This is a genomic window from Microbacterium karelineae (genome assembly GCF_009745985.1).
GTDB classification, from domain to species: Bacteria; Actinomycetota; Actinomycetes; order Actinomycetales; family Microbacteriaceae; genus Microbacterium; species Microbacterium karelineae.
Map to the genome: position 1 here is coordinate 102,135 of NZ_WFIX01000191.1, position 15,839 is coordinate 117,973.

Here is a 15,839-nt window from a genome sequence, read left to right on the forward strand (position 1 = left end):
ATGACCGACTATCGCACCATCGATTTCTCCGGGCTCGAGGCCGCCGCGGCCGACGAGGTGGTCACGCACTCGCTCGTCCGCGATGTGCGGCTCGCGAGCGGGCGCACCCTCGCCCTGATCACCCTGCACAACGGCAAGGACCACAAGCGTCCGAACACCCTCGGTCCGCTCACGCTGCGCGAGCTCGGCGACACGCTCGACGAGCTCCGCGCCCGCGCCGAGGCGGGCGAGATCGACGCCGTCGGCGTCACGGGCAAGCCGTACATCTTCGCCGCTGGAGCCGACCTGTCGCAGATCGGTGCGCTGCGCACCGCCGAGAACGCCCTGCGGATCGTTCAGCGCGGCCACGACGTCCTCGGCCGCCTCTCCGAGCTCGGTGTGCCGTCGTTCTCGTTCGTGAACGGCCTCGCCCTCGGCGGCGGCCTCGAGGTCGCCCTCAACTCCACCTACCGCACGGTCGACGCGTCGGCCGCGGCGATCGCACTGCCCGAGGTGTTCCTGGGCCTCATCCCCGGGTGGGGCGGCGCGTATCTCCTGCCGAACCTCATCGGCATCGAGAAGGCGCTCGAGGTCGTCATCTCGAACCCGCTCAAGCAGAACCGCACGCTGAAGCCGCAGCAGGCCTTCGACCTCGGGATCTTCGACGCGATCTACTCCCCCGCGAGCTTCCTCGAGGACTCGCTCGCGTGGGCTGATCGAGTGCTCTCCGGCGAGGAGAAGGTCGAGCGGAGGAACGCGCCGGGCCGCATCGAGCGCGCGACGAAGTGGCCGGCCGCGATCAAGATCGCGCGCGGCATGCTCGAGCAGCGCATCGGCACGGTGCCCCTCTCGCCGTACCGCGCCCTCGACCTCCTCGAGAAGGCCGCGAAGGGTACCCGGGAGGAGGGCTTCGCCCGTGAGGACGAGGCGCTCGGCGAGCTCATCGCCGGCGACCAGTTCGCCGCGTCGATGTACGCCTTCGACCTGGTGCAGAAGCGCGCCAAGCGGCCCGTCGGGGCGCCCGACAAGGACCTCGCGCGCCCCGTCACGAAGGTCGGCGTGATCGGCGCCGGTCTCATGGCCAGCCAGTTCGCGCTGCTGTTCGTGCGGCGCCTCCAGGTGCCCGTCCTCATCACCGACGTCTCACAGGAGCGCGTGGACAAGGGCCTCGGCTACATCCGCGACGAGATCGCGAAGCTCGAGGAGAAGGGGCGCCTCGATGCCGACACCGCGGGTCGACTCCGCGGCCTCGTCTCGGGCACCGTCGACAAGGCCGACTACGCCGACTGCGACTTCGTCATCGAGGCGGTGTTCGAGGAGACCTCGGTCAAGCAGGACGTGTTCCGCGAGATCGAGCAGCACATCGCGGACGACGCGATCCTCGCGACGAACACGTCGTCGCTGTCGGTCGAGGAGATCGGTTCCGTGCTCGCGCACCCCGAGCGCCTCGTCGGATTCCACTTCTTCAACCCCGTCGCGGTCATGCCCCTCATCGAGATCGTGCGCACGCCGCACACGAGCGACGCCGCGCTGTCGACCGCGTTCGTGACCGCGAAGGCGCTGAAGAAGAACGCGATCGGATCCGCGGACGCTCCCGGATTCATCGTGAACCGCCTGCTCGCGAAGGTCATGGGCGAGGCGATCCGCGCCGTCGACGAAGGCGCGGAGGTGACCGACGTCGAGGCGGCCTTCGCCCCGCTCGGACTGCCGATGGGACCCTTCGAGCTGATCGACCTCGTGGGCTGGAAGGTGGCGGCCCACGTGCAGGACACGATGGCGCGCCACTTCCCCGAGCGCTTCCACGCCTCCGCGAACCTGCATGCGCTCGCCGAGATCGACGGCCCGCTCGAGCGCGACAGGAAGAAGCGGATCACCGGCCTGACGAAGCAGGCGCGGAAGGCGATCACCGTCGGCGACGCGCCCGCGGACGCCGAGGAGATCCTGCGCCGTGTCGAAGACGAGCTCGCCCGCGAGATCCGTCTCATGCTGGACGAGGGCGTCGTGCCCGAGGTCGAGGACATCGACCTCGCGCTGATCCTCGGCGCCGGCTGGCCGTTCATCGACGGCGGGGCGACGCCGTACCTCGACCGGTCCGGCGCGTCCGAGCGCGCCGCCGGCGGCGCGTTCCACGAACCGCCGATCCGCGGCATCGCCTGACGCGCGACGACGGGCCCGCCACCGCACACCGCGGTGGCGGGCCCGTCGTCGTCAGCGGGCCTGGCGGCGGATCCTCGTGACCTCGCCCGTGTGCGGCGCGGGCGACGTGGTCTGCCGCGCGACGGGGATGCGGGTGCCGAGCACCTGCGAGACGACGTCCTGCGCGATCTTCGCGGGCGTGAGGCCCGCGTCGTCGAGGATCTGGCCGCGGGAGGCGTGGTCGATGAAGGTGTCGGGCAGCCCGAGCTCGTCGACCGCCGTGTCGACGCCGCGCTCGCGCAGCACCTGCCGCACGCGCGTGCCGATCCCGCCCACGCGGATCCCGTCCTCGATCGTGATGACGAGGCGGTGGCGGGCTGCCATGTCGACGATCGAGTCGGCGACGGGAACCACCCAGCGCGGATCGATGACCGTGGAGCCGATCCCCTGCGCCCGCAGCCGATCGGCCACCTCGAGGGCCGTACGGGCGAACGGACCGATGCCGATGAGCAGCACGTCCTCGTCGCCGGATCGCGCGAGCACGTCGACGCCGTCGTCGGTGCGCTCGATCGCCTCGATCGCCTCGCCCACCTCGCCCTTGGGATAGCGGACGACCGTCGGTGCGTCGGAGACGGCGACCGCCTCGTCGAGCTCCTCCCGCAGCCGCGCGGCGTCGCGTGGCGCCGCGATCCGGACGTTCGGCACGATGTGCAGCAGCGCGAGGTCCCACATGCCGTGGTGGCTCGGGCCGTCGGGGCCCGTGACGCCGGACCTGTCGAGGACGAAGGTCACGCCCGCACGGTGCAGCGCGACGTCCATGATCACCTGGTCGAAGGCGCGGTTCATGAAGGTCGCGTACATCGCGACGACGGGATGCAGGCCGCCGTAGGCCAGCCCCGCGGCCGAGGTCACGGCGTGCTGCTCGGCGATGCCGACGTCGTACACGCGATCCGGGAACCGCGCCGCGAACGGGGCGAGCCCAGTGGGGCGCAGCATCGCGGCCGTCATGGCGATGACGTCGTCGCGGCGTTCGCCGATCTCGACGAGCTTCTGCGCGAACACATCGGTCCAGCCTTCGCCCGACGAGCCGAGCGAGACGCCCGTCGCGGGGTCGATGCGGCCGACGGCGTGGAACTGGTCGGCCTCGTCCTCGCGTGCCGGGTCGTATCCGCGGCCCTTCTCGGTGATGACGTGGACGATGACGGGGGCACTGTACGACTTCGCGAGCTGCAGCGTCTCCATGAGCGCCGACAGATCGTGACCGTCGACCGGCCCGAGGTACTTGATGTCGAGCTGCGCGTAGAGGGCGGAGTTGTTCGTGAACCGTGACAGAAAGCCGTGCGTGCCGCCGCGCACACCGCGATAGAGCGCCCGGCCGACCTTGCCGAGCCGACGCGCGACGCGGCCCGACTTCGCGTCGAGGTCGCGGTACGGACCGGCGGTCCGCACGCGGTTGAGGTACCGCGCCATGCCGCCGATCGTCGGCGCGTACGAGCGGCCGTTGTCGTTGACGACGATGACGAGGTTGCGGTCGTTGTCGTCGGTGATGTTGTTGAGGGCTTCCCAGGTCATGCCGCCCGTGAGCGCGCCGTCGCCGAGGACGGCGACGACGTGCCTGTCACCACGTCCGGTTCGGGCGAACGCCCGCGAGATGCCGTCAGCCCAGCTGAGCGAGCTCGAGGCGTGGGACGACTCGACGACGTCGTGCTCGCTCTCGGAGCGCTGCGGGTAGCCCGCGAGGCCGCCGCGGGAGCGCAGGAGGTCGAAGTCCTGCCTCCCCGTGAGCAGCTTGTGCACATACGACTGGTGCCCCGTATCCCACACGATCGGATCCTGCGGGGAGTCGAACACGCGGTGCAGCGCGATCGTCAGCTCGACGACGCCGAGGTTCGGGCCGAGGTGGCCACCCGTGCGGGAGACGTTCTCGACGAGGAACTCGCGCAGCTCGTCCGCGAGCTCCTGGAGCTCCCGCCGAGACAGGCGATCGAGATCCCGCGGTCCGGAGATCGTGTCCAACAGACTCATGGAACGAGCCTACGCCCACGCCCCGAGAACAACCCGCCCGCGCGCGCAATACGGGAAACCCGACGATTCCCCGGGACGCCGACGGCCCCCTCCCGCTCGCGCGGAAGGGGGCCGTCGGACGGTCGCCGGCTCAGCTGGCGACGAGGTCCCGCAGCACGTACTGCAGGATGCCGCCGTTGCGGTAGTAGTCGGCCTCACCCGGTGTGTCGATGCGGACCACGGCGTCGAACTCGACGATCGACTTGCCGGCCGGCGAGTGCTCGCTCGGCTGGGCGGTGACGCGCACGGTCTTCGGGGTCTCGCCGTCGTTGAGCTTCGTGAGCCCCTCGATCGAGAACACCTCGGTGCCGTCGAGCCCGAGGGAGTCGATCGACTCGCCCTCCGGGAACTGCAGCGGGACGACGCCCATGCCGATGAGGTTCGAGCGGTGGATGCGCTCGAAGCTCTCCGTGATGACCGCCTTCACGCCGAGGAGGCGCGTGCCCTTGGCCGCCCAGTCGCGCGAGGATCCCGAGCCGTACTCCTTGCCGCCGAGCACGACGAGCGGGGTCTCCTGCTCTGCGTAGTGCTGCGCCGCGTCGTAGATGAACGACTGCGGGGCGCCGGACTGCGTGAAGTCACGGGTGTAGCCGCCCTCCACACCGTCGAGGAGCTGGTTGCGCAGGCGGATGTTCGCGAACGTTCCGCGGATCATGACCTCGTGGTTGCCGCGGCGCGAGCCGTAGGAGTTGAAGTCCTTGCGGCCGATGCCGTGCTCCGTCAGGTACTGACCGGCCGGGCTGTCGGCCTTGATCGCGCCGGCGGGCGAGATGTGGTCGGTCGTGACCGAGTCGCCGAGCTTCGCGAGCACCCGCGCGCCCTCGATGTCCTTCACGGCGTCGAGCTCGAGCGTCATGCCGTCGAAGTACGGGGGCTTGCGCACGTAGGTCGACTCGGGAGCCCACTCGAACGTCGATCCGGTCGGCGTCGGCAGGTTCTTCCACCGCTCGTCGCCCTCGAACACGCTGGCGTACTGGCGGTCGAACATCTCGGTCGAGATCGAGGTGTCGATCGTCTGCTGGACCTCGTCGGCCGACGGCCAGATGTCCTTAAGGAACACCTCGTTGCCGTCCTGGTCGGTCCCGAGCGGGTCGTTGTCGAAGTCGAAGTTCATCGTGCCCGCGAGCGCGTACGCGATGACGAGCGGCGGTGACGCGAGGTAGTTCATCTTCACGTCGGGGTTGATGCGGCCCTCGAAGTTGCGGTTGCCCGAGAGGACGGCCGTGACGGCGAGGTCGCTGTCGTTGATCGCCTGCGAGACCTCCTCGATGAGGGGTCCCGAGTTGCCGATGCACGTCGTGCAGCCGTAGCCGACGGTGTAGAAGCCGAGCGCCTCGAGGTCGGAGTTGAGCCCCGCCTTCTCGTAGTACTCGGTGACGACCTTCGAGCCGGGCGCCATCGTCGTCTTGACCCAGGGCTTCGAGGTGAGGCCCTTCTTGGCGGCGTTGCGCGCGAGCAGACCCGCCGCGAGCATGACCGACGGGTTCGACGTGTTCGTGCACGACGTGATGGCCGCGATCGTGACGGCGCCGTTGTCGAGCTCGTACTCGCCGGCGGCGCTCGTGACCTTCGTCGGCTTCGAGGGGACCTCGGAGTAGACGGGAAGGTCCTTCGAGAACTGGTCCTTGGCGTTCGTGAGCTCGATGCGGTCCTGCGGGCGCTTCGGTCCGGCGATCGACGGCACGACCGTCGAGAGGTCGAGCTCGAGGTACTCGCTGAACGTGGGCTCGACCGCGGGGTCGTGCCACATGTGCTGTTCCTTGGCGTACGCCTCGACGAGCGCGAGCTGCTCGTCCGAGCGGCCGGTGAGGCGCAGGTAGTCGATCGTGACGTCGTCGACCGGGAACATCGCGGCCGTCGAGCCGAACTCGGGGCTCATGTTGCCGATGGTCGCGCGGTTCGCCAGGGGCACCTGCGCGACGCCATCGCCGTAGAACTCGACGAACTTGCCGACCACGCCGTGCTGGCGCAGGATGTCGGTGATCGTGAGGACGACGTCGGTCGCGGTGACGCCGATCGGGATCTCGCCCGTGAGCTTGAAGCCGACGACCTTCGGGATGAGCATCGAGACGGGCTGGCCGAGCATGGCCGCCTCGGCCTCGATGCCGCCGACGCCCCAGCCGAGCACGCCGAGGCCGTTGACCATCGTCGTGTGCGAGTCCGTTCCGACGCACGTGTCGGGGTACGCCTGCGTGACGCCGCCGACCTCGCGCGTGAACGTCGTGCGCGCCAGGTACTCGATGTTGACCTGGTGGACGATGCCCGTCCCGGGGGGAACGACCTTGAAGTCGTCGAAGGCCGTCTGGCCCCAGCGGAGGAACTGGTAGCGCTCGCCGTTGCGCTCGTACTCGATCTCCGTGTTGCGCTCATACGCATCGGCGCGGCCGAAGAGGTCGGCGATGACCGAGTGATCGATGACCATCTCGGCGGGCGCGAGCGGGTTGATCTTGTTCGGGTCGCCGCCGAGGCTGGCCACCGCCTCGCGCATGGTCGCGAGGTCGACGATGCAGGGCACACCCGTGAAGTCCTGCATCACGACGCGCGCGGGCGTGAACTGGATCTCGGTGTGCGGGTCGGCGGCGGCATCCCAGCTGCCGAGCGCGCCGATCTGCTCCTTCGTGACGTTCGCGCCGTCCTCGGTGCGGAGCAGGTTCTCGAGGAGGACCTTGAGGCTGTAGGGCAGCTTCTCGTAGCCCTCGACCGCATCGATGCGGTAGATCTCGTAGTCGGAGCTGCCGACCGTCAGGGTGCTCTTCGCACCGAAGCTGTTCACCGTGGACACCGGATTCGTCTCCTTCAGGATCGACCGCGGACTTCCCCCTCATCCTGCCGCGGGTCCGGGCTCGCTGCCAGTAAGGGAATCCTCACCGCCGACTCGTCGGAGCACCGCCTCAGACGAGGAGATTTATCTTGACGTCAAGATAAATCGTACCCCACCGGCCGCGGCGGCGCGCGCCGGTCACGGAGCAGGCGTGTCGAGGCCCCCGACGGGTCGCGCATACGCGGCGCGGACCGTCAGCCAGGTCACCGCGACCAGCGGCGCGAACAGCGGGATCCCCATCACGAGCTTGACGGTGCCGAGCACCTGCACGTCCACGTCGGCGAGCCACATGGGGAACTGCACGCCGAGGCGCAGGAAGAACAGCGCCGACCACATGATCGCGAGCCAGAAGAACACCCGCCGCTTGCGCCGATCGCGCCGCCAGCGCACGCCGTCGTCCATCAGGAATCCGGCGGCGAGGCCGATCACCGACCATCCCGCGAGGGCGGAGGCGAGGAGTGCGGAGCCGTAGACGACGTTCGTGATGAAGCCCGGGATGAAGTTGTCCTCGGCGCGCCCCGTGAACAGCACGAGCGCGCCGGCCACGCCGACCGCGACCAGCCCGCCGAGCGCGGCCGACGGCGGCTGACGCTGGACCAGGCGGGCGATCGTGAAGACCCCGGCCGCGGCGATCGAGGCCCCGACGGCGACGACGAGGCGATCCGGCCAGATCGTGAGGCTCACGAGGAAGATGACGAGCGGAAGCACCGACTCGACGATCCCCCGCACGCCGCCGATCGCCTTCCACACGACTCCCCCGGTCGAGGCCGACTGCGATGGATCGAGTCCGGCGCGCCGCGCCGCCTGGCCGAGGGCCTCGCCGAAGACGGCCGACGGGCGCGGTGCATCGGCGGCGGGCGGCGTCAGCGGGGTGGCATCCGGATGCGGACCGCCCTCGTCTCGGTCGGGCTCGCCGCCCGGGCGATCCTCGGACGCGGCCATCAGCTGCCCGGCGTCGACGGCATCGACAGCGGGATGAGGTCGCGCGGAGGCATCGGCGCCGAGCCGCGCACGACGACGATCGACCGGAAGAGGTCCTCCACCTGCTCGGCCGCCTCGGGAGAGCTCGCGCCCTCGCCGCCGATGACGCCCCGCAGGAACCAGCGCGGCCCGTCCACGCCGACGAAGCGCGCGATCCGCATGCCCGCGCCCGCCTCAGCGCTCACGGGGACCTCCGCGAGCAGCTCGGCGCCGAGCGGCCCCTCCCGCTCCTCGACGCGACCACCCTGCTGTGCGACCTGTGCGCGGATCTGCGCGCGCGTCTCGTGCCAGAGCCCCGTCGAACGCGGGGCCGCGAACGGCTGCACCTGGAGCGTCGAGTCGGCGTAGTCGAGCCCGACCGCGACGATGCGCTGGGTCTTCTCCTCGACCTCGAGCCGCAGGTTCAGCCCCTCCCGCGGCAGCACCTTGATGCCGCCGATGTCGATGTACGGCCGCACGGGATTGGCCTCGGAGGCATCGAACGGGCCGCGCTCGGCGCGGTCGGCCGGCGCCGACTTCTCGGTCGGGATCTGCTCGTCCTGCTCTTCGTGGGATTCAGTCATCGCTGTCGTCACGTCTTCCTTCTCGTTGCGTGGGCGCCGCGGTCAGCGGGCGCCGCCGTGCGCGTAGCCCGACGACCCGAAGCCGCCGTCGCCGCGGGCGCTCTCGTCGAGGTCGGAGACCGCCACGAATCGTGCCCGCATCACGGGGGCGACGATCAGCTGCGCGATGCGATCACCCGCGGACACCTGATACGGCGCCTCGCGGTCGGTGTTCAGCAGGGCGACCTTGATCTCGCCCCGGTACCCCGCGTCGATCGTGCCCGGCGCGTTCACGATCGTGATGCCGTGCTTCGCGGCGAGGCCGCTGCGCGGCACGACGAACCCCGCACATCCGTCCGGCAGAGCGACCCGCACCCCTGTCGGGACGAGCGCCCGCTCACCGGGGGCGAGCAGCACGTCGACCGTCGAGACGAGGTCGGCCCCCGCGTCACCGGGATGCGCGTAGGCGGGAACGTCGGGTGCGACAATGGGGACATCCACGGATTCGCTCACGCAACGAGGGTAATGCAGAACCAGCCAGCTCCCCGCGCCGTCCGCCGCATCGCGGAGGGCGCGTATCGCGAACGCCTCGCGCCGTCGCTGAAGATCATCGCCGGCGCGGCGATCGTCGCCCCCATGGTGTCCCTCGTCTTCGTGCGGATCGACGCGCTCGTCGCCCTCGCCCTCGGCCTCGGCGCGGCCGTCGCCCTCATCGCGCTGCTGGTCGGGCTCGCACCCGTCGTGACCGTGTCGGACGGCGTGCTGCGCGCGGGGCGCGCGCATATCGACGTCTCGCTCCTCGGCGATCCGCGTCCGCTCGAGGACGACGAGGCCCGCTCCGCGCGCGGCGTCGGCCTGGATCCGAAGGGCTGGTACCTGATACGCGGAGGGATCGCCGGGATCGTGTTCGTTCCGAACGACGATCCCGACGATCCCGTGAGGTCGTGGACGATCTCGACGCGCACGCCGGACCGGCTCGCGGCCGCGATCCGGCGTGCGCAGCGCGCTTAGGCCGCGCAGTCCTTGCAGATCGGCCCCGTCTTGTCGTCGGTGTGGTCGAGCTGCGAGCGGTGCTTCACGAGGAAGCAGCTCATGCAGGTGAACTCGTCCTGCTGGGGAGGGAGCACGACGACGTCGAGCTCCACGTTCGAGAGGTCGTTGCCGCCGAGCACGAAGCTCGGGTTGTCGGAGTCCTCGCTCTCGACCGCGGTGCCCTGGTTCGATCGCGCCGCTTTCAGGGCCTCGATCGACTCATTGCCTTCGTCCTCGTTCTTCCGCGGTGCGTCGTAATCAGTTGCCATCTGCGGGCGTCACTTCTTTCGCAAGTCTGTGGATGGGAGAGGGTTCCCGCGGCCGTCGGCGCGCGTCTTCGACGGGCGGCGATCAGCAGGGCTCGTCTGCGGTCGTCGACAGCTGACGCGGACGCGGCTCTCTGCGCGGGGCGGCGACAGTTTGCACGAGTACGCCGCTTTTCGCAAATGCACTGGCGATGGCTTCGGCGCGTCGCACCCTGCCGCACAGGATGAAACAAGCGGCGCGCCCGCGCTGTTCCCGGTTTCGCGCACCCTCCGTGTCACCATATGTGCGGGCGCGACGAGCGCCGCGCCAGGCGGAGAGGAGCAGGATGGAACAGCTGACCATCGTCGGCACGGAGGGCGAGAGGCTCGTCCTCGCCACCGAGCAGGGACAGCGCTTCACCCTCGACATCGACGACATGCTGCGCGCGGAAGTGCGCCGGTCGCGCGCCGAGGCCGAGCCGAGGTCCCGCGATCTCGGACCGAGCCCCAAGGAGATCCAGGCCCACATGCGTGCGGGCATGTCCGCGGAGGATGTCGCAGAGCTGCTGTCCTGCGACCTCGACCGCGTCCGCCTGTTCGAGGGCCCCGTGCTCGCAGAGCGCGAGCACATCGTCGATCGCGCTCTCGCGATGCCTGTGCTCACGGGCGTGCGCGTCGACCAGGACGACAACCCCACCTTCGGCACCGCCATCCGGCAGAAGCTCGCCGACATCTCGGCCTCCGCGGAGCGCTGGTCGAGCTGGAAGGAGGACGAGGGCTGGGTCGTCAAGCTGATGTTCGAGGCGTCGGGCATCGAACGCGACGCGCGATGGAGCTTCGACCCTCGCCGGAGCGCCCTCGCCCCGGCGAACGACGACGCCGTGCAGCTGTCTCGACAGGGAAAGATCCCCGACGGCCTCATCCCCCGCCTCCGCGCTCTCGACGTCGTCGACGACACGAAGGACGCCTCGACATTCGACGAACAGGCGTTCCAGGAGGAGCCGCCCGCCGCGCCGGAGCCCGAGCGCACGGCCGACACCGCCGACCTGCTGGAGGCCCTGCGACGCAAGCGCGGGCAGCGCGAGACGCCGCCCGTCGCCGATGACGACGAGGATCCCCGGGACGCCCCTCGCGGCCGCCCCGTCGCCGTCCTCGGCGCGATCGACCCGAATCTCGAGGAGACCCCGCCCGCCGACGCGGCCGACGACGCTGATGCGCCGGCGGACGAGCCCGCCTCGGGCCCCGCGCCCGATCAGGCGTCGCGGCGCCGCGGCCGCCCGGCGATGCCCTCCTGGGACGAGATCGTCTTCGGAGCCCGCGGCGACGACTGAGACGTGTGTCGTGATCGGTCGACGCAGACCCGATCACGACGCGCGTTCTAGCCCGCGTACGCGCCGCGTCGGATGAGCGGGACGGTCGTCTCCTCGGGGGTGATCGATCCGTGCTGCCCGATCATCCGCTGCGCACCCTTGTCGGCGAGACGATCGTCATAGAACGCCCAGATCCCGCGCGCGGCGACGAGGACGTCGCCGATCCGCCCCTCCACATGGGCGGCGATCTCCTCCCCGAAGAGGCCGTCCGCGATGGCCTCCGCGCGCGTCGACACATCGGCCGTCCGCTCGCACAGGCTCCGCCAGCGCTCCGCGAGCGCGCCGACGTCCTCGCCCGGCTCCGCGTACACGTGCAGCATCCTCGGCTCCCCGCCGAGGTGGCGCACGCCGTCGAGGCGCGGATCGCCCTCCGCCAGCAGAACGTGGCGTGAGCGCGGCACGTCGATCATGCCGTGATCGGCCGTGACCACCGTGCCGACCCCCCGCGGTGGCTCGAGAGCGGGCGCGGTCGCGCGGTCGATCGTCTCGAGCACGCCCCGCCATTCGTCCGAGTCGACCCCGTGCCGATGCCCGGCCTGGTCGAGCTCGGGAATGTAGCAGTAGACGAACGCACCCTCCTGCTGCGCCGCGAGCGCGCACGCGACGCGCACGCGCTGGTCGATGTCGTCCTCCGCGACATACTCGGCTCCCCGCATGAGCGCGGCCGTGAGGCCCGTCGACCGATACGACGCCGCCCCGACCGCATAGCCCGCGACGCCCTCCGCGGCGGCGCGCTCGAACACCGTCTCGCTCCGCTGCCACGCGGCGGGATCGAGCCCGTCGCGCTCGTATCCGTTGAGCTGATTCGTCAGGACGTCGCGCGCGGGATCGAGGGTGCGGTACCCCACCAGGCCGTGCCTCCCGGGATGCTCGCCGGTGAGGAACGAGGCCAGGGCCGCGGCCGTGGTGGAGGGGAAGACCGTCTGCGCGACGTGCTTCCGCGGCATGGCCTGGGCGAGCCGTCGCGCGTGCGCCTGGTGGGCGCGCAGCTGGATCGCCCCCAGCCCGTCGACGAGCACGGCGACACCCGAGGCCGCGGGCGGAAGCCACTGTCCCCCACCGCGCAGCGAGCGGATGATCTCGGTCGCCACTCCGGCGAGATTCCGGGCCGTGGCGGGCCCCGCGGGTAGGATCTTCTGCATCCGGGCCAGTCTCGCACAGCCCGACGAGCGGGCGATGCGGACGCCGCGCCGTCGCGGTGCACGGCCCGACGGACGTTCTTCCCATCAGAGAGGGTCGCATGGCGCGCAAGCAGGAACCCGCGGCATCGCCTGCCGCCGAGCGCATCGAGGACATCGCCCTCGAGACGGAGATGCAGGGCTCGTACCTCGAGTACGCCTACTCGGTCATCTACTCGCGCGCGCTGCCCGACGCCCGCGACGGCCTCAAGCCCGTGCAGCGGCGCATCCTGTACCAGATGGCCGAGATGGGCCTCCGTCCCGACCGCGGTCATGTGAAGAGCGCGCGCGTCGTCGGCGATGTGATGGGCAAGCTCCACCCGCACGGCGACAGCGCGATCTACGACGCGCTCGTGCGACTCTCGCAGGACTTCGCGATGCGTCTGCCGCTCGTCGACGGCCACGGCAACTTCGGGTCCCTCGACGACGGTCCCGCGGCCGCGCGATACACCGAGGCGCGCCTCGACCGCGCCGCGATGCGCATGACGGAGGACCTCGACGAGGACGTCGTGGACTTCGTCCCGAACTACGACGGCCAGTTCCAGCAGCCCGATGTGCTTCCCGCCGCCTACCCGAACCTCCTCGTCAACGGCGCGACGGGCATCGCGGTCGGCATGGCGACCAACATGGCGCCCCACAACCTCATCGAGGTCGTCGGCGCCGCGACGCACCTGCTCGATCACCCCGATGCGACGACGGACGACCTCATGCGCTTCGTCCCCGGACCGGACTTCCCATCGGGCGGCATCATCATGGGCCTCGACGGCGTGCAGGGCGCGTACGAGACGGGTCGCGGATCCGTCAAGGTGCGCGCGAAGGCCCAGATCGAGCAGATCGGGCCGCGCCGCACCGGCATCGTCGTCACGGAGCTGCCGTACATGGTGGGCCCCGAGCGCGTCATCGAGAAGCTCAAGGATGCGGTGCAGTCGAAGAAGCTGCAGGGCATCAGCGACGTCAACGACCTCTCGGACCGCAAGCACGGGCTGAGGCTCGTCATCGGCGTGAAGACCGGCTTCGACCCCGAGGCGGTCCTCGAGCGTCTCTACCGGCTCACGCCCCTCGAGGACTCGTTCGGCTTCAACAACGTCGCCCTCGTCGAGGGGCAGCCCTCGACGCTCGGCCTGCGCGACATGCTCGTCGTGTACGTGAACCACCGCATCGAGGTCGTCACGCGCCGCACGCGGTACCGCCTCGGTCGGCGCCGCGACCGCCTCCATCTCGTCGAAGGTCTGCTCGTCGCGATCCTCGACATCGACGAGGTCATCCAGGTGATCCGCTCGTCCGAGACGAGCGACGAGGCGCGCACGCGCCTGTGCCAGGTGTTCGACCTCGACGAGGTGCAGGCCGAGTACATCCTCGAGCTGCGCCTGCGGCGCCTCACGAAGTTCTCGCGGATCGAGCTCGAGACCGAGCGCGACGAGCTGCTCGCCGAGATCGCGCGCCTCGAGGAGCTGCTGGGATCCGAGGCGGCGATCCGCCGACAGGTCGCCGGCGAGCTCGAGGCCGTCGCCGACGAGCTCGGCACGCCCCGCCGCACGGTGCTCATGAACGCGCGACCGCAGCCGAAGCGCGCCGCCGCCGCGAACGATGCCGATCTCCAGATCGCCGACGCCCCGACGGTCGTCGCGCTGTCGACGACGGGGCGGGCCGTGCGCATCGACACGCCGGACGGCGAGGAGATCGCCCTGCCCGCGCGCCGCGGCAAGCACGACGCGATCCTCGCGACGGCGACGACGACGGTGCGCGGGGAGGTCGGTGCGATCACCTCGGCCGGCCGGCTCCTGCGCTTCTCCCCCGTCGATCTCCCATCGGTGCCGCAGGCGTCGATCTCGCTCGGAGCCGGCCAGCGGCTGCGCGACTACATCGGGCTCGCCGACGCGAAGGAGGAGATCCTCGGACTCGTCGCCCCCGACAGCGACGTGCCGCTCGCGGTCGGCACCGTGGGCGGCATCGTGAAGCGCATCGTGCCGTCCGCCCTCCCCGCGCGTCCCGAGGTCGAGATCATCGCCCTCAAGCCCGGCGACCGGGTGGTCGGCGTCGCGAACGCGGCGGACGACGCCGACATCGTGTTCATCACGACGGACGCGCGCCTGCTGCGCTTCTCGGCAACGTCCGTGCGCCCCCAGGGCGCGTCGGCGGGCGGGATGGCGGGCATCAAGCTCACCCCCGGCGCGTCGGCGCTGTTCTTCGGATCCGCGGCAGGCGACGGCAATGTCGTCGTGACCGTCTCGACCGCAGAGGGCACGCTCGCGGGGACCGACGTCGGCCGCGCGAAGATCAGCGACTTCGGTGAGTATCCGTCGAAGGGCCGCGCCACGGGGGGCGTGCGCGCGCACGCGTTCCTGAAGGGCGAGGACCGCCTGCAGATCGCATGGGCCGGGCCGGATCCCGCCTACGCGCTCGACGCGAACGGATCCGTGCGGAAGATCCCGATGACGCTGTCGAAGCGGGACGGATCCGGCCAGCCGCTCGAGGCGCCCGTCGCGACGATCGGCCGCGCGCTGTGACGCCTCGCCCGCGTCAGACTCGAACGGAAGCGGCGGGCGCCGGGCGCAGCGACGCGAGCGCCTCGCCGAGCGCGCGGCGGAATGCGCCGATCGCGGGGTGCCCGGAGCGCCCGACGCGCGCTGTCGTATAGACCATGCGGTGCGGATCCCCGGGCAGGCGCACGAGCTCGAGCCCGTCGAGGTGCGGATCCGCGAGCATGCCGGGAATGAACGCCACCGCATGACCTGTGCGCACCAGGTGCGCCTGCAGCAGAGGGTCGGGGCTCTCGAACTGCACGCGCGGCTCGAAGCCGGCACTTCGGCATACGGCGCGCGCCCAGCTCCCTGTGACGGTGTCCTCCGGATCGATCGCCCACGGCGCATCGGCCAGGTCGGCGAGGCGGTGCGGGCGGTGCGTGAGCGATCCGGACGGCGGAAGCACGAGGTGCATCGGGTCGGCCATCAGGTCCTCGCGGTCCACCCCCGCGCGCACGGGTTCGGGAACTCCTGGGTACTCCTCGCCGACGATGAGGTCGAACCGATGCGCGAGAAGGCCGCGATAGGCTTCGCCGACCTCGCGCTGGGTCATCACCACCTCCAGCTCCGGATGCCGCTCGCGCAGCAGGTCGAGTGCGGACGGCGCGACGCCGAGGACGACGCTCTGGAACGACGCGACGGAGAGCACTCCCCTGGTCTGCCCGTCGCCTGCGGCCAGGTCGGCCTCGGCGCGCTCGAGCTCTGCGACTGCGGCGTCCGCATGCCGAGCGAGTTCGACAGCGGCCGGTGTGAGCCGGACCCTCCGCGCATCGCGCTCGAGCAGCCGTGCTCCCGTCTCGCGTTCGAGCAGAGACAGCTGCTGCGAGACCGCCGACGGCGAGTACCTGAGGGCCTCCGCTGTCGCCGCGATCGTGCCGCGTCGGCCGAGTTCGCTGAGCAGACGCATCCGTGTGAGGTTGAGCATCGGTTCTCCTTACGCTCAGAGTGAAGAGACACTCGCTGTACTGA

Annotated in this window: 12 protein-coding genes; 4 read left to right on the top strand and 8 right to left on the bottom strand. The window is 70.7% G+C overall.

The annotated features are described in order from the left end of the window. Entirely contained in the window at window positions 1-2,136 is a 2,136-nt protein-coding gene (locus tag GB932_RS16965; protein ID WP_156762251.1) for a 3-hydroxyacyl-CoA dehydrogenase NAD-binding domain-containing protein, read from the top strand. A 51-nt stretch (window positions 2,137-2,187) separates the two neighbouring features. On the opposite strand, the gene dxs is transcribed toward GB932_RS16965, so the two are convergent. The 5 genes from dxs to dut form a co-directional block, all read right to left on the bottom strand. After that, a complete protein-coding gene (dxs, locus tag GB932_RS16970; protein ID WP_156761888.1) occupies window positions 2,188-4,140 on the bottom strand; it encodes a 1-deoxy-D-xylulose-5-phosphate synthase in 1,953 nt (650 codons plus the stop codon). Window positions 4,141-4,270: 130 nt separating this feature from the next. Continuing rightward, window positions 4,271-6,961, bottom strand: coding sequence for an aconitate hydratase AcnA (gene acnA / locus GB932_RS16975; protein WP_156761889.1), 2,691 nt, complete (start codon window positions 6,959-6,961; stop codon window positions 4,271-4,273). Between the two features lie 177 nt (window positions 6,962-7,138). After that, on the bottom strand, window positions 7,139-7,942 hold the full coding sequence (locus tag GB932_RS16980; protein ID WP_156761890.1) for a DUF3159 domain-containing protein: 804 nt from the start codon (window positions 7,940-7,942) through the stop codon (window positions 7,139-7,141). Then, complete coding sequence (locus GB932_RS16985) at window positions 7,942-8,544, bottom strand: DUF3710 domain-containing protein (protein ID WP_156761891.1); 603 nt, start codon at window positions 8,542-8,544, stop codon at window positions 7,942-7,944. Before GB932_RS16985 ends, GB932_RS16980 begins: the two co-directional genes overlap by 1 nt. A gap of 42 nt (window positions 8,545-8,586) precedes the next feature. Beyond that, window positions 8,587-9,036, bottom strand: coding sequence for a dUTP diphosphatase (gene dut, locus GB932_RS16990; protein ID WP_197517542.1), 450 nt, complete (start codon window positions 9,034-9,036; stop codon window positions 8,587-8,589). A 12-nt stretch (window positions 9,037-9,048) separates the two neighbouring features. Between dut and GB932_RS16995 the strand changes: the two genes are divergently transcribed. After that, complete coding sequence (locus tag GB932_RS16995; RefSeq protein ID WP_156761892.1) at window positions 9,049-9,534, top strand: DUF3093 family protein; 486 nt, start codon at window positions 9,049-9,051, stop codon at window positions 9,532-9,534. Here the strand turns inward: GB932_RS16995 and GB932_RS17000 are convergent. Then, window positions 9,531-9,824 (bottom strand): DUF4193 domain-containing protein, encoded by a 294-nt coding sequence (locus GB932_RS17000; RefSeq protein WP_156761893.1) that lies wholly within the window; start codon window positions 9,822-9,824, stop codon window positions 9,531-9,533. The genes GB932_RS16995 and GB932_RS17000 overlap by 4 nt on opposite strands. Window positions 9,825-10,147: 323 nt before the next feature. Here GB932_RS17000 and sepH point away from each other — a divergent pair, with 323 nt between their 5' ends. Beyond that, window positions 10,148-11,131: a septation protein SepH gene (gene sepH / locus GB932_RS17005; protein WP_156761894.1), complete on the top strand. Its 984-nt coding sequence runs from the start codon at window positions 10,148-10,150 to the stop codon at window positions 11,129-11,131. A 47-nt stretch (window positions 11,132-11,178) separates the two neighbouring features. On the opposite strand, the gene GB932_RS17010 is transcribed toward sepH, so the two are convergent. Then, window positions 11,179-12,312, bottom strand: a complete 1,134-nt coding sequence (locus GB932_RS17010) for an alkaline phosphatase family protein (protein ID WP_156761895.1) — start codon at window positions 12,310-12,312, stop codon at window positions 11,179-11,181. Window positions 12,313-12,410: 98 nt separating this feature from the next. Here GB932_RS17010 and GB932_RS17015 point away from each other — a divergent pair, with 98 nt between their 5' ends. Beyond that, complete coding sequence (locus GB932_RS17015) at window positions 12,411-14,855, top strand: DNA gyrase/topoisomerase IV subunit A (RefSeq protein WP_231916278.1); 2,445 nt, start codon at window positions 12,411-12,413, stop codon at window positions 14,853-14,855. 13 nt (window positions 14,856-14,868) lie between these two features. Here GB932_RS17015 and GB932_RS17020 read toward each other — a convergent pair whose 3' ends face one another. After that, window positions 14,869-15,795, bottom strand: a complete 927-nt coding sequence (locus GB932_RS17020; protein ID WP_156761896.1) for a LysR family transcriptional regulator — start codon at window positions 15,793-15,795, stop codon at window positions 14,869-14,871. Between the last annotated feature and the right edge of the window lie 44 nt (window positions 15,796-15,839).